Source organism: Microbacterium sp. 22296, assembly GCF_052045385.1.
Taxonomy (GTDB): Bacteria; Actinomycetota; Actinomycetes; order Actinomycetales; family Microbacteriaceae; genus Microbacterium.
In genome coordinates this window covers 95,181-116,911 of the sequence record NZ_JBQEOS010000008.1, presented here as the reverse complement: position 1 = coordinate 116,911, position 21,731 = coordinate 95,181, and the positions used below count along the sequence as shown (strand labels likewise).

At 70.4% G+C, this 21,731-nt stretch carries 18 protein-coding genes; 6 read left to right on the top strand and 12 right to left on the bottom strand.

Annotated features, from left to right (window positions below; all coding sequences use genetic code 11):
* Positions 1–124 precede the first annotated feature (124 nt).
* The 3 genes from hpt to ACTJJP_RS14445 are packed head-to-tail and all read right to left on the bottom strand — an operon-like array spanning position 125 to position 4,008.
* Positions 125–676 carry a hypoxanthine phosphoribosyltransferase gene (gene hpt, locus ACTJJP_RS14455; protein ID WP_440775674.1) on the bottom strand — a complete coding sequence of 184 codons (552 nt, stop codon included), beginning with the start codon at positions 674–676 and terminating at the stop codon, positions 125–127.
* A gap of 9 nt (positions 677–685) precedes the next feature.
* Positions 686–2,353 (bottom strand): FGGY family carbohydrate kinase, encoded by a 1,668-nt coding sequence (locus tag ACTJJP_RS14450; protein ID WP_440775673.1) that lies wholly within the window; start codon positions 2,351–2,353, stop codon positions 686–688.
* A gap of 11 nt (positions 2,354–2,364) precedes the next feature.
* Positions 2,365–4,008, bottom strand: coding sequence for an FAD-dependent oxidoreductase (locus ACTJJP_RS14445; protein WP_440775672.1), 1,644 nt, complete (start codon positions 4,006–4,008; stop codon positions 2,365–2,367).
* A gap of 208 nt (positions 4,009–4,216) precedes the next feature.
* On the opposite strand from ACTJJP_RS14445, the gene ACTJJP_RS14440 reads away from it, so the two are divergent.
* The 6 genes from ACTJJP_RS14440 to ACTJJP_RS14415 all read left to right on the top strand — a co-directional run bounded on the left by ACTJJP_RS14440 (position 4,217) and on the right by ACTJJP_RS14415 (position 11,373).
* The gene (locus tag ACTJJP_RS14440; protein WP_440775671.1) at positions 4,217–5,221 is read left to right on the top strand and encodes a sugar-binding transcriptional regulator; all 1,005 of its coding nucleotides are present in this window, start codon (positions 4,217–4,219) and stop codon (positions 5,219–5,221) included.
* A gap of 63 nt (positions 5,222–5,284) precedes the next feature.
* A complete protein-coding gene (locus ACTJJP_RS14435) occupies positions 5,285–6,277 on the top strand; it encodes a substrate-binding domain-containing protein (RefSeq protein WP_440775670.1) in 993 nt (330 codons plus the stop codon).
* A gap of 56 nt (positions 6,278–6,333) precedes the next feature.
* On the top strand, positions 6,334–7,851 hold the full coding sequence (locus ACTJJP_RS14430; RefSeq protein WP_440775669.1) for a sugar ABC transporter ATP-binding protein: 1,518 nt from the start codon (positions 6,334–6,336) through the stop codon (positions 7,849–7,851).
* A gap of 17 nt (positions 7,852–7,868) precedes the next feature.
* The gene (locus ACTJJP_RS14425) at positions 7,869–8,918 is read left to right on the top strand and encodes an ABC transporter permease (RefSeq protein WP_440775668.1); all 1,050 of its coding nucleotides are present in this window, start codon (positions 7,869–7,871) and stop codon (positions 8,916–8,918) included.
* A 127-nt stretch (positions 8,919–9,045) separates the two neighbouring features.
* Positions 9,046–10,029, top strand: coding sequence for a sugar-binding transcriptional regulator (locus tag ACTJJP_RS14420; RefSeq protein ID WP_440775667.1), 984 nt, complete (start codon positions 9,046–9,048; stop codon positions 10,027–10,029).
* A gap of 39 nt (positions 10,030–10,068) precedes the next feature.
* Entirely contained in the window at positions 10,069–11,373 is a 1,305-nt protein-coding gene (locus ACTJJP_RS14415; RefSeq protein ID WP_440775666.1) for an MFS transporter, read from the top strand.
* A gap of 58 nt (positions 11,374–11,431) precedes the next feature.
* On the opposite strand, the gene pepD is transcribed toward ACTJJP_RS14415, so the two are convergent.
* The 9 genes from pepD to ACTJJP_RS14370 all read right to left on the bottom strand — a co-directional run bounded on the left by pepD (position 11,432) and on the right by ACTJJP_RS14370 (position 21,684).
* Positions 11,432–12,925, bottom strand: a complete 1,494-nt coding sequence (gene pepD, locus ACTJJP_RS14410) for a beta-Ala-His dipeptidase (protein ID WP_440775665.1) — start codon at positions 12,923–12,925, stop codon at positions 11,432–11,434.
* 50 nt (positions 12,926–12,975) lie between these two features.
* Positions 12,976–14,001: an ABC transporter permease gene (locus ACTJJP_RS14405; RefSeq protein ID WP_440775664.1), complete on the bottom strand. Its 1,026-nt coding sequence runs from the start codon at positions 13,999–14,001 to the stop codon at positions 12,976–12,978.
* Positions 13,998–15,524: a sugar ABC transporter ATP-binding protein gene (locus tag ACTJJP_RS14400; protein ID WP_440775663.1), complete on the bottom strand. Its 1,527-nt coding sequence runs from the start codon at positions 15,522–15,524 to the stop codon at positions 13,998–14,000. Before ACTJJP_RS14400 ends, ACTJJP_RS14405 begins: the two co-directional genes overlap by 4 nt.
* Positions 15,521–16,561, bottom strand: coding sequence for an ABC transporter permease (locus ACTJJP_RS14395; protein ID WP_440775662.1), 1,041 nt, complete (start codon positions 16,559–16,561; stop codon positions 15,521–15,523). Before ACTJJP_RS14395 ends, ACTJJP_RS14400 begins: the two co-directional genes overlap by 4 nt.
* Before the next feature lie 71 nt (positions 16,562–16,632).
* Positions 16,633–17,784, bottom strand: a complete 1,152-nt coding sequence (locus tag ACTJJP_RS14390; RefSeq protein WP_440775661.1) for a sugar ABC transporter substrate-binding protein — start codon at positions 17,782–17,784, stop codon at positions 16,633–16,635.
* 99 nt (positions 17,785–17,883) lie between these two features.
* Complete coding sequence (locus ACTJJP_RS14385) at positions 17,884–19,128, bottom strand: epoxide hydrolase family protein (protein WP_440775660.1); 1,245 nt, start codon at positions 19,126–19,128, stop codon at positions 17,884–17,886.
* Between the two features lie 68 nt (positions 19,129–19,196).
* Positions 19,197–19,985, bottom strand: coding sequence for a lipoyl protein ligase domain-containing protein (locus ACTJJP_RS14380; protein ID WP_440775659.1), 789 nt, complete (start codon positions 19,983–19,985; stop codon positions 19,197–19,199).
* A gap of 152 nt (positions 19,986–20,137) precedes the next feature.
* Positions 20,138–20,809 carry a 2-oxo acid dehydrogenase subunit E2 gene (locus ACTJJP_RS14375; protein ID WP_440775658.1) on the bottom strand — a complete coding sequence of 224 codons (672 nt, stop codon included), beginning with the start codon at positions 20,807–20,809 and terminating at the stop codon, positions 20,138–20,140.
* Positions 20,806–21,684: a class II fructose-bisphosphate aldolase gene (locus ACTJJP_RS14370; protein ID WP_440775657.1), complete on the bottom strand. Its 879-nt coding sequence runs from the start codon at positions 21,682–21,684 to the stop codon at positions 20,806–20,808. Before ACTJJP_RS14370 ends, ACTJJP_RS14375 begins: the two co-directional genes overlap by 4 nt.
* Between the last annotated feature and the right edge of the window lie 47 nt (positions 21,685–21,731).

The following is a 21,731-nucleotide window of genomic DNA, read 5'->3' as shown; positions in this document are numbered from 1 at the left end:
CGTAATCCTCCGCAGAAATGCGGTCGCATCAGGCTAACGTGTGCCGACTATGGCGGGCCTGTGCGTTCGTTTCAGGCGTACAGGACGCGGATGCCGTGGCTCCGCCTCGCGCGCGGACGCCCGCTCAGGAGTAGACGTGGGGCGCGAGCACGGCGACGTCGCGCAGGTTGCGGTAGCGCTCGGCGTAGTCCAGGCCGTAACCGATCACGAAGTCGTTGGGGATGTCGAAGCCCACGTATCGGCAGTCGACCTCGACCTTCATGGCATCCGGCTTGCGCAGCAGTGCCAGGACCTCGACCGACTCGGCCCCGCGGGAGGCGAAGTTCTCGAGCAGCCAGCTCAGGGTGAGGCCCGAGTCGATGATGTCTTCGACGATCAGCACGTGCTTGCCGGTGATGTCGGTGTCGAGGTCTTTGCGGATCTGCACCACGCCGCTGGAACGGGTGCTCGCGCCGTACGACGACACCGCCATCCAGTCCATCGTGACGTGCACCGGCAGGTGCCGTGCGAAGTCGGCCATGACCATGACGGCACCCTTGAGGACGCCCACGAGCACGACCTCGCGGCCCTCGTAATCGGTCACCACCTGGGTCGCCAGCTCGGCGAGCTTCTCGTGGATCTGCTCCTCGGTGAGGAGGACTTCGCTGATGTCGTCGGAGATGTCGGCCGCGCGCATCCGTTGATTCTACGCAGCCGAGACGGCGGCCTTGCCGGGAACAGGGGCCGCGATCTGCGCGGGCGATGACGGGGAAAGGACCGAGGACGTGTCACGGATGGCCGTCGCCGGTTCGGCCGCAGCCGAGGAGACCGCGCCCGCGCCACCGCGCGACGAGGCGGACCCCCGCGAGCCCGTGCGGCGAGGCGGCAGGCTGCGCACCGAGGCGATGGCATCCACCCACCCCTGGTAGCGCTCCTCGCGCTCGTCCTCCGGCATCTGGGGCTCGAAGACGCGCTCGAGGTGCCACCTGTCGACGATCTCATCGCGCCGCCACAGGCCCGCGCCCGACCCGGCCAGATGACCGATGCCCAAGGCGGTGCGTTCGAGTCCCTGGGGACGCGCCACCGGGATGCCGAGGATGTCGGCCTGGAACTGGCACAGCAGGTTGTTGCGGGTCGCCCCGCCATCGACCTTCAACAGGGGGATCGAGACGCCGTTGCGGCGGAGGTTGTCGACGTTGTCGCGGGTTTGGAACGCCATGGCCTCGAGGCCCGCGCGGATGACGTGCGCGGCGGTCGACTCCAGCGTCAGCCCGACGATCCCGCCGCGGGCGTTGCGATCCCAATGCGGGTCGAAGAGCCCCGCGAAGGCGGGGACGAGGTAGACCCCGCCGCTGTCGGGCACGCTCTCGGCGAGACGCTCGCTCGCCGCGGCCCCGGGGAGGATGCCGAGGCGGTCGCGCAGCCACTGGATCGTCTGGCCGCTGTGGAACACCACGCCCTCGGCCTCGTAGGTGACGGTGTCATCGAACCGCCACGCGACGCTGCTGCACATGCCCGGCAACGTGCGGGGGGCGCCGCCGACGTTGACGGTGAGCACCCCCGCGGTGCCGAAGGTGTTCTTCGCGCTGCCGGTCTCCAGGCACGCCTCACCGAACAACCCCGCCTGCTGGTCGCCGAGCACGGCGAGGATCGGGATCGTGTGCCCCTCGGCGCCGGGGATGACGCCCGGCGCGACGTCTCCGAACCATCCTGCCGACGGCACGATCTCGGGCAGCAGGCTCGTGGGGATGTCGAGGATGGCGCAGAACTCCTCGTCCCACGCAGCGCGCTCCAGCGACATCAGGCCCGTCCGCGATGCGGCGCCGGGTTCGGTGCGGTGCACCGCTCCGCCGGTGAGGTTCCACAGCAGCCACGTCTCGGGCGTGCCGATCGCGAGTTCGCCGCGTTCGGCCCGCTCTCGTACGCCGTCGACATGACGCAGGAGCCACGCCACCTTGGCTGCGGAGAAGAACGAGTCGTTGCGTACCCCCGTGCGGGTGCGGAATTCGCCGTCGAGCCCGCGCTCGGACCATTCCTGCACGATGGCGTCGGTCTGCTTCGACATCCACATGATCGCGTTGTAGACCGGACGACCGGTGCGCCGGTCCCACATCACGATGGTCTCGCGGTGCGAGGTGACCCCCACCGCGATGATCTGCGACGCGTCCACCCGGGCGCGGGCGAGGGCGGCGACGATGGCCGAGCGCGGAGCCTCCCAGAGGTCGAGGGGGTCCAGCTCGACCCATCCCTCGTGGGGGAACGACGCCTCGATGGTCGCCGACGCCTCCCCCACGATCGCGCCCTGGGGATCGATGAGCACGGCGCGCGCACTGCTGGATCCCTCGTCGAGGGCCAGGACGTATCCGGACGACATGGTCCGACTCCTCACGCGGGCTGCGCGGTGCGCGCGGGCACCCGCAGGTGGTCGAGCCAGCGCCGGTAGTCGGCGATCTCGGCATCCCGCCTCTCGGCATCCCAACCCTCGGCATCGGCGAGGACGTCGGCGGCGCGCTCGACTCCCCGGATGCCGTGGGTGGGTTCGAACGCGAGCAGCAGGCGCCGGGCGAAGACGTCGGTGATCGTCTCCGCGAACTCGTGACGCACCGCGAAGACCAGCTCCGCCGCGATCGCGGGCGATTCGGGGTCGAATCGCTCGGCGAGTTCGGGGCGCTCGCGCACGAGGTCGAGGACTCGCTCCGCGCGGGTGCCGTACAGATCCCACAGACGCGCGGCGCTGTCACCGCGCACGAGAGCGGTCGACCGCACGCTCGCCTCGAACTCTCCCATGTCGGCGGTCCGGGCGCCCGGGAACGGCTGGAATTTGCTCACGGGGTGCTTCAGACCCGCCCCGAGGATCTTCACGGCCTTGTCGACGGCGTCCTCGGCCAGCTGGCGGTAGGTTGTGAGCTTGCCGCCGACGATGGAGAGCAGACCGGGATAGCCGTCCTTGACGTGGTCGCGCACGATGTGGCTGCGCGGCACCTTCCATTCCGGGATGTCGGGGGCGTAGGGGAGCGGCCGCACGCCGCTGTAGGTGTAGAGCACGTCGTCGACGGTGAGGTTCGCGCCGGGGACGAGGGCGTTGGTCTCCGTGAGCAGGTAGGCGATCTCGTCGGCCTCGGCGCGGGCCTCGTCGGGGTCGAGCTCGAACTTCGTGTCGGTGCATCCGATCAGGTAGCGCCCCATCCACGGGATGACGAGCACCAGGCGGCCGTCGGTCTGCGACTCGTAGTAGACGACGTCGCGGGGAGCGCCGGGGAAGGCATCGACGATGATGTGGCTGCCCTTGGCGCCGCCGATGAGACGCGGCGACGGCACGGACGGAAGGGTGGATGTCGCCGACTCCCCGCGCAGCACGGCATCCACCCACGGCCCCCCGGCGTTGATCGTGAGGGTGGCGGAGATGTCGCGGACGGTGCCGTCGGCATGGCGCACGCGCACTCCCGTGACCTCCTTGCCGGCGCCGAGAACCCCGACCGCACGCGTGTGGAGGAACAGACGCGCGCCCGCGTCGACGGCGGCGACGGCGAGCTCGACGCACAGGCGCTCGGCGTACTCGACCTGACCGTCGGTGAACAGCGCGGCACCGCTGAGTCCCTCGCGCGACATGCCGGTGAAGCGGCGCCGGACGGCCGTCGTCGAGAGGATCCGGTGCCATGACACCGACTTGTCGGCCGAGAGCACGTCGTACGCGAGCATTCCGAGCCGGATCATCCACGACGGGCGCGTGTTGCGGGCGTAGAACGGCATGATCAGGCGCACCGGCTTGACCAGGTGCGGTGCCACCTTGAACAGCAGTTCGCGTTCGCGCAGCGACTCTCGCACGAGTCGGATGTCGCCGCGTTCGAGATAGCGCAGGCCGCCGTGGACGAGTCGCCCCGACCAGGCGGAGACTCCCGCGCAGACGTCCTCCTGCTCGACGAGCGCGACGGAGAGTCCGCGCTCGGCGGCATCCCGGGCGATGCCCAGTCCGTTGATGCCGGCGCCGATCACGACGACGTCGAAAGTGGGCTGGTCGACGTTCTCCACGTGAGTCTCCCTTGACCGTGGTGTGTGCTGAATATTCAGTCGCACATTGAATGTGATTCCACTAGCGTAGCGCGCAGCCGTCGACACGGGAAGCGGGTATCGGGCTTCGGGACCCGAGAACGCCGATTCTGACAGACCCCGAACGGGACGGGAACGGCCCGTCTCCGAGTGCGCCGGCGGCGAAGGCGGACGCGACGAAGGAGGCGGCATGGCATCCATGACGAAAGACACCGGCTCGACCCGGGCCATGACGAAGGTCGCCCATCTCTACTACCGGCGCGGCCTCGTGCAGACCGAGATCGCGGAGGAGCTGGGCCTGTCGCAGGCGGGGGTGTCGCGCCTGCTGACGGCGGCGAGCGAACAGGGCATCGCCCGGACGGTGGTCGTCCCGCCGTCCGGCTTCCATAACGACCTGGAGCAGGCGGTCGAGGAGACCTTCTGCCTGCGTGAAGTGCACATCGTCGAGACGGGGGCGAGCCGCGGCGACGACATCGTTCCCGCGCTCGCACGCGCCCTCGTGCCGGTGCTGCAACTGGCTCCCATCGACGGCCGCACCATCGGGCTCACGTCGTGGTCGCGCGCCCTGCAGGCGGCCGTCGACGCGCTCCCCGACCTGCCCCGGGCCAACGCCGGCCGCATCGTCGAGCTGCTCGGCGACGTGGGCCGACCGTCGCTGCAGCACCGCGCCGCACTGACGACCGAGAGATTCGCCCGCGCCACCGGGGGCGACCCGGTGTTCCTGCGTGCTCCGGGCGTCGTCTCCACGCCGGAGATGCGTGCCGCCCTCCTCGAGGGCGACCCCCACTCGCGCCGCGCACTGCGAGCGATGGACGACCTCGACCTGGCGCTCGTGGGCATCGGCGAGGTGCGCGCCTCGGAACCACTGACCCCGGGCGAGAACTTCTTCACCGACGCGCAGTTCGCGATCGCCCGCGCTCAGGGCGCCGTCGGCGAGATCGGCCTGCGGTTCCTCGATGCCGCCGGTGAACCCGCGGCCGCGGAGCTGGGCGACCTGGTGCTCGGGATGGAGTTGTCGCAGCTGCGCCGCGCGAAGCGCCGCATCGCCGTCGCGGGCGGACGCCGGAAGCACGCGGCGGTGCTCGCGGCCGTGCGCGGCGGGTGGATCGACGTGCTGGTCACCGACGAGGCGACCGCGAGGCATCTCGTCGCGTGTGGACGAGCGGGGGTTGACACCCCCGCACCGCGTTCTTAGCATCGGGATGCATCACCATTCAGTAACCGAATATTGATTTGCACCGTTTCAAAGGGGAAACACATGCACAGCTCTCGCATCCGTCGCGCATCCGTCCTGCTCCTCGCCGGCGCGGTCGCCACCCTCGGCCTCGCCGGCTGCAGCACGACCGACGCCGGTGGCGCTCCCACCGGATCCAAGACCATCGGCGTCTCCATCGCCGACCAGAAGTCGCTGTTCTACATCGCCGCCGCCGACGGCATGAAGGCCGCCGCCGAGGAGGCCGGCTACGACCTCGTCCTCGAGTCCGCCGACAACGACGCGACCCGCCAGGTCAATCAGGTGCAGAACCTGCTGACCCAACAGGTGGGCGTGCTCATCTACACCCCGCAGGACGCCACGGCGGCCGGGGCGGGCGTGCGCCTCGCCAACGACGCCGGGGTCCCCGTCGTCGCCCTCGACCAGAAGCCCGAGACCGACGACGTCGAGATCTCCACCTTCATCGCCACCGACAGCGTCAAGGCCGCCTACGACGTGTGCAGCTGGATGTTCGAACAGATGGGCGGGGAGGGCGACATCGCCGTCCTCCAGGGCCCGCTGGGCGCCACCGCCGAACTGCAGCGCACCGAGGGATGCAAGAAGGCGCTCGCCGAGAACCCCGGCATCAACGCCGTGCAGTGGGAGAGCGCCGGCTGGGACGAGACGCAGGCCTTCGACACGACGCAGAACATCCTCACCGCCCACCCCGAGCTCAAGGCCGTGTTCGGCGAGAGCGACGCGATGGCCCTGGGCGCCGCCAAGGCCGCGCAGCAGGCCGGTCGCAGCGGCATGGTGTTCGCGGGCATCGACGGCTTCCCGACGATGTTCACCGCCATCGGCGACGGGCTCACCCAGGCCACGATGGCGCAGCAGCCCTACATGATGGGCAAGCTCGCGGTCGAGAACGCCATCCAGCTGCTCGAGGGCGAGACCGACCTGCCCCAGGACCAGTACCAGGATGCCGTGCTCGTGACCGGCGACAACGTCGCCGAGAACGACCCCACCAAGTTCTACGGACCCAACGCCGCCCGCAACTGACCGCACCGCGAGGGCGGTCGGGTCCGACCCGCGCCGCCCTGGCCGGAGGGAGCATCATGGCCGAATCACCCCGCGACGCCGCGGGCCTGGTCTGCACGGGCCTGACGAAGCAGTACGGCGGCGTCACCGTCGTCAGCGACATCGACATCGCCCTCGTCCCGGGCCGCGTCGTCGGCCTCGTCGGCGAGAACGGCGCCGGCAAGTCCACCACCTCGGGCATGATCGCCGGTCTCGTCCAGCCCGATCGCGGGTCGATGACGATCGACGGCGAGCCATACGAACCGCGCTCGCCCGGCGACGCGCTCCGGGCCGGGGTGGTGCTCATCCACCAGGAGATCCGCATGGTGCGCGAGCTCACGGTGGCCGAGAACATCTTCATCGGACGACTGCCGATGCGCGCCGGCCGGGTCGATCGCGCGCGCATGAACGAGGAGGCCGCCGACGTGCTGGGCCGCCTCGGATCGCGGGTCGATCCCCGCCAGCGCATCGACGAGCTGTCGATCGCGGCCCAGCAGGAGATCGAGATCGCCCGCGCGCTCAGCCGCGAACCGCGCTTCGTGATCTTCGACGAGCCCTCGGCCTCCCTCGGCAAGGCCGAGACGGCACGCGTGTTCGACCAGATCGAGGCGCTGAAGGCCGGGGGCGCGGGCATCATCTACATCTCCCATCGCATCGAGGAGATCACCCGCCTCTCGGATGCCATCGTGTGCCTGCGCGACGGGCATCTCGCCGCTCGCTGGGACACCGGCGACGTCTCGCGCGAGGCCATCGTCCGCGCCATGGTGGGCCGCGACTTCACCTACGGCCACGACGTTCCCCCCGCGGCCGGCGAGCGCACCGTCATCCAGGTCTCCGGCCTCGGCCGCAGCGGCGCGTTCGAGGGCATCGACTTTTCGGTCCGCTCGGGCGAGATCCTCGGTATCGCCGGCCTCGTGGGCGCGGGCCGCACGGAGGTGGTGCGCACCCTCGCGGGTGCGGACCGGGCCACCGAGGGGCGCATCGTCGTCGACGGCGAGGAAACCGTCATCCGCTCCCCGCAGGATGCGATGCGCGCGGGCATCGCGATGGTGCCGGAGGACCGCAAGTCGCAGGGGCTCCTGCTCGGCCGCGACAGCATGGACAACATGACCCTGCCCTGGCAGCGTCACCTCTCGCGGCGCGGCATCGTCACCCGCTCGGCGCTCGCGGCCACCTACCGCCGCTTCCGCGAGGAGCTCGACATCCGCGGCCAGGCCGATGTGGCCGTAGCTCACCTCTCGGGTGGCAATCAGCAGAAGGTGCTGCTGGCGAAGTGGCTCGTCGACACGCCCAAGGTGCTCATCCTCGACGAACCCACGCGCGGCGTCGACGTCGGCGCCAAGATGACGATCTACGCCGCCATCCGGCGCCTCGCCGAAGACGGTGTCGCCGTGATCGTCGTCTCGTCCGAGCTCGAAGAGGTGCTCGGACTCTCCCATCGCGTCCTGGTCATGGCCGAAGGGCGCCCGCAGGGCATCCTCGACCGCGCCGACGCCACCCCCGAGGCCGTCATGCGCCTCGCCCTTCCGCAGCACGCGGAACCCACGCACATCTGAGCCGAGGAGCCGAGACGATGACCGTTTCCGACCCGTCCACCAACGCTGCCGCCACGTCGGCGGCCAGTCCCGCCACCATCGCGGCCCGCACCGTCCCGGCCGGCCCGCGCGAGCCGAGCCCCTGGAAGAAGTGGGCGGGCCGTGTCCCCGGCCCCCTCGTGGGACTCGTCGTGATCTTCGTCCTGCTGTCGATCCTGTCGCCGTACTTCCTCACGCCGCGCAACCTCCTGAACATCGTCACGCAGATCTCCGCGGTGGGGATCATGTCGGTCGGCGCGCTCATGGTCATCATCATCGGCGGCATCGACCTGTCGGTCGGCGCCACCCTCGCGCTGAGCTCCATGGTCATGGGCTTCCTCTTCTCGTACTCCGGGATGCCGTTCGAGCTCGCACTCGTGCTGGGTCTGGCCGTGGGCGGGCTGATCGGCCTGCTCAACGGCATCCTGGTCACCGTCGGTCGACTGCAACCGTTCATCGCCACTCTCGCGACGATGTCGGCGGCGACGGGCCTGGCGGTCTTCATCACCGGCGGCAACACGGTGAACGGCTTCCCGGAGTGGTTCGTGTCGCTGACCCGCCTGAGCATCGCCGGGGTGCCCGTGCAGGGGCTGATCCTGCTGGCCGTCTTCCTCCTCGCCGCCTTCTGGCTGCGGTTCCGCCCGGGCGGGCGGGCGCTGTACGCGATCGGAGGCAACGAAGAGGTCGCACGCCTCTCCGGCATCCCCGTGCGGCGCACCAAGCTCGTGGTGTACACGATCGCGGGGCTGCTCGCGGCCCTCGGTGGGCTGCTGGTGACCTCTCGCCTCGACTCGGCGCAGCCGACCGCCGGCGCCGCCGACCTGCTGAACGTCATCGCCGTCGTGGTGATCGGCGGCGCGAGCCTCGCCGGCGGCACGGGTTCGCTGCTCGGCACCTTCGTGGGCCTGCTCATCATCGGCGTGCTCAACAACGGCCTGTCGCTGCTGGGCGTCTCCCCCAACCTGCAGCCCGTCGTGCTCGGCGCGGTGATCGTCGCGGCGGTCCTCACCGATCGCCAGGCGCGCAAAGCGCAATCGGGCGAACGTTGATCGGGCCGAGGTGACGACGATCAGGAGCGGGGCGGCGATCACGCCGTCCCGCTCCCGCGTCTCCGCCCCCCACCGGCGGCCTGGCAGAGTAGACCTCCAGGAACCGTCCGGCTACGGGAGGCAGACGATGGCGCGCGACCCCAAAGAGCTCGAGCAGCTGCGCATGATGACGAAGGTGGCGCACCTCTATCACACGCGTGGCATCGTGCAGACGGAGATCGCCCGCACGCTCGGCATCTCCCAGGCCCGCGTCTCGCGTCTGCTGGCCGCGGCCGAGGAGGCCGACATCGTGCGCACCATCGTCGTACCGCCGGTGGGGCTCAACGCCGACCTCGAACAGGGTGTCGAGAAGATGTTCGGCATGCGCGAGGTGCACGTGGTCGACGCCTCGGGCGAGACGGGCGAGCAGCGGACCGAGACGCTGGGCATCGCCCTGGCGGGTGTCTTCCAGGTTCTGCCGGTCGGAGACAAGGCCATCGGCTTCACCTCGTGGAGCCGGTCGATGCGCCGTTTCGTCGAGAACCTCACGAGCTTCCCGCACTCGTCGGCCCGAGCGGTGATCGAGTTGCTCGGCGGTGTCGGCCAGCCGGCCATCCAGCATCAGGCGACCAACGCCACCGAGCGCCTGGCCTCTCTCACCGACGCCGAGCCGCTGTTCCTGCGGGTGCCCGGGGTCGTCTCGACCCCGGAGGTGCGCGAGGCGATCCTCTCGAACGACCCCCACGCCCGCCGCGCTCTCGCCGCGATGGACGACCTCGACGTCGCCCTCGTCGGTATCGGCAACGCCACGATCGTGCCGCCCCTGGTGGGCGGTGAGAATTTCTTCACGCAGGAGCAGTTCGACGCCGTGCGCGCGAAGGGCGCCGTGGGCGAGATCAACCTCAACTTCATGGATGCCGACGGCCACCCCGTCCGCAGCGAACTCGACGACCTCGTCATCGGGGTGAGTCTCGAGCAGCTGCGGCGGGCCGAGCGGCGCATCGGCGTCTCGGGCGGGGCCGACAAGCACGAGGCGCTTCTGGCGGCCGTGCGCGGCGGCTGGATCAACGTGCTCGTGACCGACGAGGAGTCGGCGCAATACCTGCTCGCCAAGGGCCCCGCGAAGCGCTGACCCGGGATGCCGTGCCCCGCCGAGCATGAGGAGACACCGATGATCGGCCCGCCCCCGTCGACCCCGCGGATCCGGGGTACCGGCGCCGTCATCCTCTCGCAGCTGCTGCTGCGCACCGCCTCGGCCGCCGGTGCCCTCGCCCTCGGGTCGTACTTCGTCGACCTCTCCCGTCAGGGGGCGTCGGTGGGGCCGCTGCTCCTCGGCATCCTCTCCGGCATCGGCTTCCTCGCCGAACTGGTGCTCGCTCCGATCGCGGGGTCGGCCAGCGACCGCCGCGGCCGCCGCGTCTTCCTCGTCGCAGCCCCCCTGCTGGCCGCGGTCGGCATCCTGCTCACGCCGGGGGCGTCGCTGATCGCGACGGCACCGGCGATCGCGCTGGTCGTCGTCACCGTCGGCACCGCGCGGCTTCTCGACGGCGCGGGAGCGGCGATCTCGGCGCCCACGACGCTCGGGCTCCTCGCCGACGCGAGCGACGGCGACTCGCGCCGCCGCGGGCGGGTGACGAGCCTGTACGAGCTGTCGTCGTCCGGCGGGATCGCCCTCGGCGCGGTCGCGGGGCCGCTGCTGTACGGCGCACTGGGACTGTGGACGTTCGCGGTGCTCGCCGGGGTGTACGTCGTGGCATCCGCGCTGGTGCTGGCGTTCCTGCGTCCGGGATCGGCATCCCGTCCCCCGCGGACACGCTCGTCGCTCGGGGATCGGCTGCGCGTGCTCGCCCAACCGCGGCTGCTGGCCTTCCTCCCGGCGTGGATCGCGGTCAACGCGATCCTGGGCACCTGGGTGACGTCGCAGATCACGTTCGTCCTGGCCGGCGACGTCCGCGTGGACGGTCAGTCGTTCCCCGGGGCGTTCCGCGGCGACGAGGCGGGCCTGTCGCTCGTGCTGGGCGTCTACGTCCTGTTCTTCAGCCTGTGCATCGTCGCGTGGGCGTTCTTCATCGGCCGCCTGCCGACGATCCCCGTGCTGTTCGTCACGGTCGCCGGTGCGCTGATCGCCTCCGTCGGTCTGATGCTCGCCAACCGCGGGGCACCCCTCGCGCTCGCCGTGCCGATGGTGATGGTGGGGGTGTTCCTCGAGGCGGGGTTCACACCCGCCGCCCTCACCCACCTCAGCGACATCTCGGCGGAATCCCGCGGCGACCGCGGTCTGATCATGGGGGCCTATTCGGTGGTGGTCGGCGCCGGATACCTGCTGGGCAACGTGCTCGGCGGCGTCTTCGCCGAGTGGCTCCTCTTCGACGGACTCGCCCTGCTCACGATCGGGCTCGCGGTCATCGCCCTGATCTCGATCGCGGCGATGTCGGTGGTCGAGACGAGGCTGCGCCCGACACCGGCGCGCGCCTGACACCCGCGGACGGACGGATGCCGCGGCCTCGAGGCCGCGGCATCCGTGTTCCGCCGTGTCAGCTGAGCCGCGACACGACGCTTCTCACCAGCGGCCAGGTGCGCTCGACCGACCGGTGGTTGACCTTCTCGGCGGGCGAGTGCAGGGCGTGCAGCTCGGTGCCGATCGAGATGATGTCGGCGACGGGCACGCGGCTGCTGAACATGCCGAGCTCGAGCGAGCACTGCGACACCTCGACCTGCGGCTCCTCGCCGCGCAGCTCGCGGAACGCCTGCGAGGCGACCGCGAGCAGCTCCGAATCGGGACGGTAAGGGAACTCCGGCGCGTCGAGACCGTACATCTCGATGCGCGCCCCTCCCCCGGCGAGCGCGACGAGGGCCGCCACCCGGTCGTAGAGCTCGTGCTTGCGCGAGGTGAGCGCCGAGGTGATGGTCGACATCAGCCGCACCCCGTCGTCGGTGGGGCGGATCGTGCCGAGATTGTTCGAGGTCTCGACGCGGTCGGGCACGTGCAGGTTCCAGCGCACGACCCCGTGCGGGATCAGCAGCGTGATCGCCGCCAGACGCTGGGCGGCCGCACTGGAGAGCGCGCGGTCGGGGGTCTCGGCATCCACCAGTTCGACCCGCACATCCGGGTCGGCGAGGTCGTACTCGACCGACAGCTCGGCCTGAAGGGCGGTGACGGCGTCGCGGACGGCCTCGACGTCGTCGGGCCGAAGACTCAGCACCGCCTCGGCGTCGGCCGGGATGGCGTTGTTCTGCGCGCCGCCGAACGGGGAGGACACGCGAACGTCACGGCCGTCCTGGACAACCTGCAGGGCGCGGGCGAGGATCTGCAGCGCGTTGGCGCGCTCGAGCTGGATGTCGAACTCGCAGTGCCCGCCGCGCAGACCCCGCACCTGGAGCTTCAGCGCCGTCGAGTGCGTCTCGGGCACGGCCTCGAACTCACCGGGGATGTCGACGGTGAAGGTGACATCGCCGCTGCAGCCGGCGAGGATCTCGCGGTCGGTGATCCAGTTGAAGTCGATCATGCGCCGACCCTGCAGCCGGCTGGTGTCGAACTGGCCCGCGCCGACCTTGCCCTTCTCCTCCATCGCCGTCAGCACGGCCTCCAGGGGCGGGTGCGGGAGCTCCTCGTCGGCGAGGAGGGCGAGGATGTACGACACGCCGATGCCGTTGTCGGCGCCGAGCGAGGTGCCGTCGGCGGTGATGAAGTCGCCGTCGACGACGAGGCGGATGGGTTCGGTGGCGAAGTCGAACTCGACGCCCTCCTCCTTCTCGCACACCATGTCGAGGTGACCGTGCAGGATGAGCGGAGCGGCATCCTCGAGTCCGCCCTGGCCGGGTTTGCGCACCAGCACGCAGCTGACGTCGTCTTTGGAGGCGTCGAGGCCGCGCGAGCGGGCGAACTCGACGACCCAGTCGGCGACGGCGGACTCGTTTCCCGACCCGCGGGGAATCCCGGCGAGCGCTTCGAACCACTGGAGCACCTCGCGGGGCTGGAGGTCGTCGAGCACCCCGTGGACGGACGGTGCGGAGAGAGTGTCGGACATGGTTCTCCTCTCTGAGAACAACGAAGGGGTTCCGGGGGCGAGCCGCGCGGTCATTTGACGATAGACCCGCGGGTACGGGTCATCGTCAGGGCCACGACGGCGATGATGACGACGCCGTAGACGAGGCTCTGCGCCTGCGCGTCGATGCCGAGGGCGGCGGTCGCGATGGGCACGAGGGCGACGGTGAGGGCGCCGAAGACGACGTTGATGGGGTTGGTGGCTCCGCCCGAGATCGAGGTGCCGCCCACGATGGCCGCGGCGATCGCGGGCAGCAGCAGGTCGCTGCCCAGACCGGTCGGCGACGCGGAACCGGCCTGCGCGATGATCGTGATCGCGGCCAGGCCCGCGGTGAAGCCCGAGAGGCTGAAGGCGATCACCTTGATCCAGCGCGTCCGCACGGCGGAGAAGATCGCGCCCGACTCGTTGCGACCGACCGCGGTCATGCCGAGGCCCAGCCGGGTGAAGCGCAGCATCGCCCACAGCAGCACCGCGACGACGACACCCAGCCAGAAGGTGAGCGGGATGCCGACGATGCCGGTCGCGTAGAGGGCGGCGACGGCCTCTCCCCCGGAGGCGACGTAGACCGTCGTGGCGCCGCTGACCACGAGTGCCGCGGCGGAGTAGATGCCGAGGGTGCCGAGCGTCAGGGCGAACGACGGCACCTGCGCGAAGGCGACGAGCAGACCGTTCAGGGCACCGCACACCGTCACGATCACGAGGATCACGAGGGGCGCGACCGGACCGATCGACGACAGCGTCACCGCCAGCAGGATGGCGCCGAGCAGCGCGATGGCCGCGTTCGACAGGTCGATCGAGCCGATGTGGAGCACGAGGGCTTGGCCGAGGGCCACGAGCAGGATCGGTGCGGCCGAGGCGGCGATGATGGTCAGCCCGCCCCCGCCGAGGAAGGCGGGGGTGAGCACGGCGACGACGATCAGCATGACCACGAAGATGACGGGCGGCCCGACCGTCTGCCAGACGCGCTGGGCGCGGGGACGGGTGCGCTTGGCGACCCGGCCGGGATCGTCGGCGACGGCGGTGCGGTCCTCGACCGCGGCGAAGGCGTTCACGGTCACAGCATCCTTTCCAGCAGGTCGAGCGTGGAGGGGTTCTCGGCGACGAGGTCGTAGTGCGCCGCGGCCTCGCCGTCGCGCATCACGATGATGTCGTCGCCCATCTCCAACGCCTCTTCGAGGGTGTCCGCCAGCAGCACCACGGCGGTGCCGTTCTCGCACGCGCGGCGGATCTGCGCGTTGACGATCTGCGAGGCGCCCGGGTCGAGGCCGCGCAGCGGATGGTCGAGGACGAGGAGACGCAGGTTGTCGGAGGTGAGCCACTTGGCCAGGACGACCTTCTGCTGGTTCCCACCGGAGAAGCGCTCGAGCTCGAGCGAGATGTCGTTCGGACGCACCTGCAGCGCATCGAACCATTCCTGTGCCGTCTTGTTGCGTCGACCGGGACGCAGCATGCCGCCGGCCGACGAGGCGCCCGGGTGCGTGAGGGTGAGGTTCTCGGCGGCGGTGAGGCCCCCGACCATCCCCTCGACGCGGCGTTCGGCCGGCACGTAGCCGACACCCGCCTTCACCGCCCTCGGGATGGACCAGTCGCCGACGGCCTCGCCGTCGAGGAGGATCTCGCCCCGGTCGAAGGGCTCGGCCCCGAACAGGGCCCGCGACAGCGCCTCGCGGCCCGAGCCGCTCGTCCCGACCACGGCCGTGAGTCTCCCCGCGTACACGCGGAACGACACGTCGTCGTACTCGCCGCGGCGACTGAGCCCGCGCACCTCCAGCACGGGGCGCTCGTCGACCCCGGGGGCGTGACGCTCGCGCGACTCGGCGCGAGCCTCGCGGCCGACCATCAGACGGAACAGCTCGGCCTCGGTGACGTCCTCGACGGCGCGGTCGGCGATCAGTTCGCCGTCGCGCATCACCAGGACGCGGTCGCAGATGCGCATGACCTCGTCGAGACGGTGGGAGACGAAGATCACCGAGCCCACCTCGCGCAGCTTCCCGATCTCGCGCTCGAGGATCGCGGTCTCCGTCCGCTCGAGCACCGAGGTGGGCTCGTCGAGGATGACGAGGGGCTGGCCGCCGTCGCGCGTCTGCACGCGGATGGCCCGGGCGATCTCGACCATCTGCCGATCGACGAACGACAGGTCGCCCACCTTGGTGCGCGGGTCGAGCTTGGAGCCGATCTTGGCCAGGGTCTCCGCGGCATCCCTGTTCAGACGCCCCCAGCGGTAGAAGCCCGCCCGGCCCACCCCGCCCTTGCCGGGCTTGGTGTTCATCTCGACGTTCTCGGCGACCGACAGGTTGGTGAACAGCGACTGCTCCTGGTGCACCACGCCCACACCGGCGGCGATCGCATCCCGCGGCCCGCGGAAGCGCACGGCGGCGCCGTTGACCTCGATCGTGCCCGCGTCGGGCTGGTGGATGCCGGTGATGATCTTCAGCAGCGTGGACTTGCCGGCGCCGTTCTCGCCGATCAGGCCGACGACCTGACCGGGGGCGATCTCGAGCGAGACGCCCTTGACCGCGGCCACGGCGCCGAACGAGATCCGGATGTCCTTCAGGGCGATGACGGGGGTCTGCGCGGTCATTTCGCGATCCTCAGGCGGTTGCGCTGCGACCAGGCAGCGGCGACGATCGCCGCGACGAGGATGGCCCCCGACACGGCGGACTGGAAGCTCGGGCTGACACCCGAGAGGATGAGGCCGTTGCTCAGCACGGTCAGCAGGAACACACCCAGCACGGTGCGGAGGATCCCGCCGCGGCCACCGCCGAGCGACGTTCCGCCGATCACGACGGCCGGGATGACGAGGAACAGCGTGCCCGTGCCGACGGTGGCCGAACCCGCGCCGAGCTTCATCGTGGCGATGATGCCGGCGAGTCCGCTGAGCACCCCCGCGACGATGAAGACCGCGGTCTTGATGCGGGCCACGGGCATGCCCGCCGATCGGGCGATCGCCTCGTTGTCGCCGATCGCGAGCGTCAGTCGGCCGAAGCGGGTGTAGCGCAGCAGCAGAACGCCGAGCACGACGACGCCCACCGCGAGGAGGAATCCGTTGGGCAGCCCGAGCGCCGTCTGCGACGACCAGGTGGCGAGCGAGTCGTCGGTGAGGGTCGGGATCGCGGAGGTGCCGAAGAGGATCGTCGCCACGCCCAGCCCGACGTACCAGATGCCGAGGGTGACGATGAAGGACGGGACCTTGAGTCGGGTGAAGATGAGCCCGCTCACCCAGCCGAGCGCCGCACCCACGGCGAGGGCGACCACCCAGGCCCAGGGGCCCAGATCGAGACCGCCACGGGAGTTGGCCGACAGAAGGATCCACGCCATACCCGAGGCGCCCATGACGCCTTCGACGGAGAGGTCGATGGATCCGAGCAGGATGACCAGCGTCGCACCGACGCCCACGATGAGGGGCACGGTGGCCTGATCGAGGATGTTCTGCAGGTTGCCGAAGGTCGCGAACCGCGGGTTCAGCAGGGAGAAGACGACGATCAGCACGACCATGGCCGCCACAAGGGCGACGGGCTCGCCCCATCCGGCGAAGCGCGTGCGTCGCGCGATCTGGTGTTCTCTCGTGCGGATCGTGGTGGTGTCGGCCGCGGGGGGCCGGGTGGTGGTGTCGGTCATGTTCGACTCCGTCGTCGTGGGGAGGGAGGGATGAGCCCTCCCGGCCGCGGTGCGGCCGGGAGGGGACGGCATCAGCTGCCGGGGAGCACCTCGGGGCCCCCGCCGATGAGCTTCATCGGCTCGGTGTCCCAGGGGCCGTTCTCGATGAGGGAATCGACGAACTTCTCGGGCCCGTCCGCCGCGTCGTACCCGCTGAAGTCCGCGAGCGTGTCGGGCGTGACGCAGCTGAGCGCGAACAGGCTGTCGCGCTTCTCCTGCGGCAGCTCCGAGGGCGTGATCTCGCCCGTGGCCGCGAGGTAGGCCGTGTAAAGGCCGACCGCCGAGGCCATGTAGCCCCGGTGGAACGTCTCGCCGACGATGGCGTTGTCACCCTCGCCGGACTGCATCGACGCGATCGTGTCGGGGTAGAGGCCGTCCGAGGCGAACTTGGTCGTGTCGAGCAGACCCGCGTCCTTGAAGGCCTTCATCGACCCGGTCTGCATCGCGTCGTCCGCGCTCCAGACTCCGTCGATCGTGTCGCCGTACTTGGCGATGAGGTCCTGCGAGTTCTTGTAGCCGAGCTGCGGGTCCCAGTTCGAGGGACGCTCCTCGAGGATCTTGATGTCGGGGTACTTCTCCGCCATCTGCGCCTTGAAGCCCGCCACGCGGGTCTGGCTGGTCGTGCTGTCCTGCACGCCCGGGAGCATCACGACGTTGCCGGTTCCGTCCAGGGCCTCGCCGAGCGCGTCGGCGTTGCACTTTCCGGACTCGACGCCCGGGATCTTCTGGAACGCGACGAAGTTGTCGCCCACCTGGGCGGGGTCGAGGTTGTCGGGCTTGTTCCACCAGATGGTGACGAAGCCGCCGGCCTGCTTGACCGCATTGACGATCGTCGGGGCGTCGGAACTGGCGACGGTGTTGACGAACAGCACCACCTTCTTGCCCTTGGCGAGGATCGCCTGGATCTTGGAGATCTCCGTCTGCGACGACCCGTTGGAGTCGACGATCTCGAGCGGGATACCGAGCTTCTTCGACAGCGCCTCGGCGCCGGCGATGTTGGAGGCCATGTAGGGGTTGGTCGTGTTGATCACCGAGGCGACCAGCACGAGGTCCTCCTTCGCGACCGGCTGGGCGGCGCCGCCGGTCGCACCGGCGGTGCTGGTGCAGCCGGAGAGGACGAGCGCCGCGGCGGCGGCGAGCGCCAGGCCGCGTGCGAGGCGCTTCGGGGAACGGGTGGATGACATCTCGACTCCTTCGTCGAACGGATCGCGGGGCGATCGGGTAAGGGGGCTGTGGCATCCCGGGGAGGGGGATGCCGCGAGGTCGGCCGGGTCGTGCGGGGATCAGCCCGCGGGACGCAGCGTCCGGAAGAACGTGCGCACGTCGTCGACGTACACGTCGGGGACCTCGAGGGGCGCGAAGTGACCGCCGTCGTCGTGGACGCGGTACTGCTGGAGGTTGAAGTAGGCGTCGGTCCAGGTGCGCGGGGGCTTGTAGATCTCCCCCGGGAAGATGGAGACGGCGGTGGGGACTCCCACGACCGGGGTGCGGTCGTGCGACGGGGTCCAGGGATTGCCGCGGCACTCCCAGTAGTACCGCGACGACGTGCCGCCGGTGCCGGTGAGGAAGTACACCGCGGCGGTGGTGACGAGGTCCTCCTTGGGCCACACCCGCTCGAAGGCCTCTGTGCCTTCGCCTCGTTCGGCGAGGCCCCAGAAGTAGCGCTTCTCGGTGATCCAGGCGAGCTGGGCCGCCGGCGAGTCCACGACGAGGGCGGCGAGGGTCTGCGGCTTGGTGAGCTGGATCTCGCCGTAGCCGCTCTCGCGCTCGACGAAGAGCTTGCCGCGCTCGAACCATCCCTCCTCGCCCTCGCCGTACTCGCTCTCGGCGGGCAGTCCGAGTGCGGGGTCGTATTCGACGTGCGCGGGCTGGTCGGGGTGGTCGGGCAGGTAGTGCGAGAGCTGCGCGGGGAAGTGCGTGTAGACGCCGATGACGTCGTCCTCGTACTTGTGGCCGTGCTGCTGGGCGATCAGGGCTCCCCAGTCGCCTCCCGCCGTGGCGTACCGCTCGTAGCCGAGCACGTCCTTCATGAGGGTGTTCTCGAGATCGGCGGTGCGCCAGAAGTTCCAACCGGTCTCGCGCAGCGGCGAGGAGAACCCGTAGCCGGGGAGCGAGATCAGCACGACGTCGAAGCTGTCGGCGGGGTCGCCGCCGAACTTCGCAGGGTCGGTGAGCGGCTCGATGACCTTGCGCACGTCCCAGAAGGTCCAGGGCCAGCCGTGGTGCAGCAGCAGCGGCATGGGGTTCGACCCTTTGCCCTTCACGTGGATGAAGTGCAGTGGGACGCCCATCAGGTCGACCTTGTAATGCGGCAGTTCGTTCATGCGGCGCTCCACGTCACGCCAGTCGTACTCGTTGATCCAGTAGTCGACGAGCGTGCGGTGGTACGCGGTGTTGTAGCCGTAACGCCAGTCGTCGTTGGCGAAGTCGTCGGCGAAGCGCGTGCGCTTCAGGCGGTCCATCATGTCGTCGAGATCGGCCTGCGGGATCTCGATCCGGAAAGGCCGGACGTCGTGGTCGTGAGCCACCGTGAACCTCCTCGTTCTCGGTCTGTGCCGGTGGAGTGGTAACTATTCACCGTGCGATTGGCTATACGCTAAGCCCGAGTCGGCCCCGTGTCAACGGTGGATTCCGCCCCCGTCACGACGCGGTCGCCGACGAGGTCGGTCAGGGCCGTGTCGAGATCGGGAACGACCTCGAGCAGGTGTCTCCGCGGCGCGTCCACGCCGGCGAAACGGGCCGCCGCATCACCGCGGACGACATCGTCGTCGACGGTCGTCTCCTCGGCGAGCGAGCCCACGGTCGACGGATCCCACGCGAGATCCAGGATGCCGTTGACCTCCACGAGCAGCCGGTGCGCGCGCTCGCTGAGGCGCAGCGGGATGCTCGCGGTGAACAGCCGCGCACCGCGGACCACGCGCTGCGCCGTGCCGACGAGCTTGACGGCTCCGCGGGCGTTCACCGACCATTCGCCGGGACAGTACTCCCCCGCCACGCCACCCAGACGGGCGTCGACGCCCCATCCGCGGGCGAGATCGGCGAACGCGCGGCCCCGCTCGCGGAAGACCTCGCCGTCGTCGCGGCGCGCCGACTCGGAGCACACGAGGTCGACCACGAGCCAGTCCTCGTCGAGGACGACGGCACGCCCGCCCGCGGGACGCACGACGGGAAGGTACCCGGCGGTCCGGGCCGCCTCGGCGGCACGCGAGAACAGGGGGTGCAGGCTCTCCCGGCGACTGAAGGCCACCGTGGGGGCCGGGGAGAAGACGCGCACCGTGTCCGGCGCCCTCCCCGCAGCGACGCGCTGCAACAGCACCAGGCTCGACAGCACCTCGTCGGCCGACGTGCGGGCGGCGCCCGGCGCACGGACGGTGTCGACGAGCACTCGATCGCCGGGCGGGGCCTCCCGGGCCGCGGAGCGCCCGGACGCGGCCGGAGGAGACGCGAAAGCTCCGGGCCCTGCCTCTGCCGACGCGCCGCCGGGCAGCACGACGCCCGCGCGATCCGCGTGCGAGCGGTCCGCGCGGGCGTCGCCGCTCACCGAGAAGGGCTCTCGAGCTCGCGCCGCAGCACGGCCAGGAACCGCGCCGCCGTGGCGCCGTCGAGGGCGCGGTGATCAGCCGTCAGCGTGAACTCCGCGATGGGAGCCCACAGCCCCGCATCCTCGCGGTGCACGAACCGCTGCACGGTGGCCCCGACGGCGAGGATGGCCGCCTGGGGCACGTTGAGGATCGCGTCGAAGCGCGTCACGCCCATCATCCCGAGGTTCGACACGGTGAAGGTGCCCCCCGTGATGTCATCGCGCGTGAGGGCGCCCTCTCGCGCACGCCCGACGACGTCGGCACGGATCCGCGAGATCTCGGCGAGGTCGGCGGTGCCGATGTCGTGGACGACGGGCACGACGAGCCCCTTCGGACTGTCGACGGCCACGCCGACGTTGGCCTTCTCGAAACGCGTCACGCTGTCGTCGCCGACGTGCACGTTGACCCGTGGCTCGGCGACCAGCGCGCGGGCGCTCGCCCGCAGGATGGCGTCCGTCACCGTCGCGGTCGACTCGATCTGCTTCGTGCGCAACGCCTGGGTCATGTCGACCTCGACCGTGACGTGGAAGACGGGCGCCGCCCACGCCTGCACCATCCGCCGTGCGGCGGTGCGACGCAGCCCGGTCAGCTGTTCGACGACTCCGTCTTCGAGGATCTGCGTGCTCATACCAGCACCGCCTCGCCGGGCGCGGGGGCCGATCGTCCGGCACGCCCCGCGCACCCGTACTCGCGCATCTTCTGCACGGTCGCCTCGATCATACGTTCGCGACCCTCGGCCATGGCTTCCTCGAACTGCCGATCGCCGCGCGACCAGACGTCCTCGACGCCGCGCCGGAACGCGTGACGCAGATCGGTGTCGGCGTTGAGCTTGTGCACACCCGCCTCGATCGCGGCGTGCAGCTGGTCGGCGGGGACCCCCGACGCCCCGTGCAGGACGAGGGGGATGCCGACGGCATCCCGGATCTGTCGGATGCGCTCGATGTCCAGCGGCTGGGGCTCGATCCCCGTGACCCCGTGCATGACGCCCGCGGAGATCGCCAGCAGGTCGACCCCGGTCTCGGCGACGAAGCGCTCGGCCTCGTCGACCTTGGTGTAGTACTCCTGCCACGGGATGTCGTCGGAGGCATCCGGGATCCGACCGAGCTCCGCCTCGACGGGGATGCCGAAGGCGTGCGCGACCCTGACGACCTCGGCCGTCACGCGGATGTTCTCCTCGAAGTCCAGGTGCGCGCCGTCGAACATGATCGAGTCGAAGCCGAGCTTGATCGCCTCGAACACCTCGTCGTAGGTGCCGTGATCGAGGTGGATGGGCGCGACCAGGCCCGAGGCGTCGAGCTCCCGCCGCGTCATCTCGTACGCGGCGCGCAGGCCCATGTGCGGGACGATCGCCCGGCCTACCTGCAGGAAGACGGGCGCATCGGCGCGCTGCGCGGCCTGGATGAGCGCCTGGGTGGTCTCGGGGTTGTGCATGTTGAACGCGCCGACGGCGTAGCCGCCCGCTCGTGCGGCGGTGACGAGACCCAGCGGGTCGACTCCGGTCATGATGTGCCTTTCTTTCTTCCGGGCCCCTTTGCCCGGACGGGGGTACG

Bases quoted from the DNA above. Each gene is read 5' to 3' on its own strand.
- hpt (WP_440775674.1), bottom strand. From the start codon at position 676: ATGCGCGCGGCCGACATCTCCGACGACATCAGCGAAGTCCTCCTCACC.
- ACTJJP_RS14450 (WP_440775673.1), bottom strand. From the start codon at position 2,353: ATGTCGTCCGGATACGTCCTGGCCCTCGACGAGGGATCCAGCAGTGCG.
- ACTJJP_RS14440 (WP_440775671.1), top strand. From the start codon at position 4,217: ATGGCATCCATGACGAAAGACACCGGCTCGACCCGGGCCATGACGAAG.
- ACTJJP_RS14435 (WP_440775670.1), top strand. From the start codon at position 5,285: ATGCACAGCTCTCGCATCCGTCGCGCATCCGTCCTGCTCCTCGCCGGC.
- ACTJJP_RS14430 (WP_440775669.1), top strand. From the start codon at position 6,334: ATGGCCGAATCACCCCGCGACGCCGCGGGCCTGGTCTGCACGGGCCTG.
- ACTJJP_RS14425 (WP_440775668.1), top strand. From the start codon at position 7,869: ATGACCGTTTCCGACCCGTCCACCAACGCTGCCGCCACGTCGGCGGCC.
- ACTJJP_RS14420 (WP_440775667.1), top strand. From the start codon at position 9,046: ATGGCGCGCGACCCCAAAGAGCTCGAGCAGCTGCGCATGATGACGAAG.
- ACTJJP_RS14415 (WP_440775666.1), top strand. From the start codon at position 10,069: ATGATCGGCCCGCCCCCGTCGACCCCGCGGATCCGGGGTACCGGCGCC.
- pepD (WP_440775665.1), bottom strand. From the start codon at position 12,925: ATGTCCGACACTCTCTCCGCACCGTCCGTCCACGGGGTGCTCGACGAC.
- ACTJJP_RS14400 (WP_440775663.1), bottom strand. From the start codon at position 15,524: ATGACCGCGCAGACCCCCGTCATCGCCCTGAAGGACATCCGGATCTCG.
- ACTJJP_RS14395 (WP_440775662.1), bottom strand. From the start codon at position 16,561: ATGACCGACACCACCACCCGGCCCCCCGCGGCCGACACCACCACGATC.
- ACTJJP_RS14390 (WP_440775661.1), bottom strand. From the start codon at position 17,784: ATGTCATCCACCCGTTCCCCGAAGCGCCTCGCACGCGGCCTGGCGCTC.
- ACTJJP_RS14375 (WP_440775658.1), bottom strand. From the start codon at position 20,809: ATGAGCACGCAGATCCTCGAAGACGGAGTCGTCGAACAGCTGACCGGG.
- ACTJJP_RS14370 (WP_440775657.1), bottom strand. From the start codon at position 21,684: ATGACCGGAGTCGACCCGCTGGGTCTCGTCACCGCCGCACGAGCGGGC.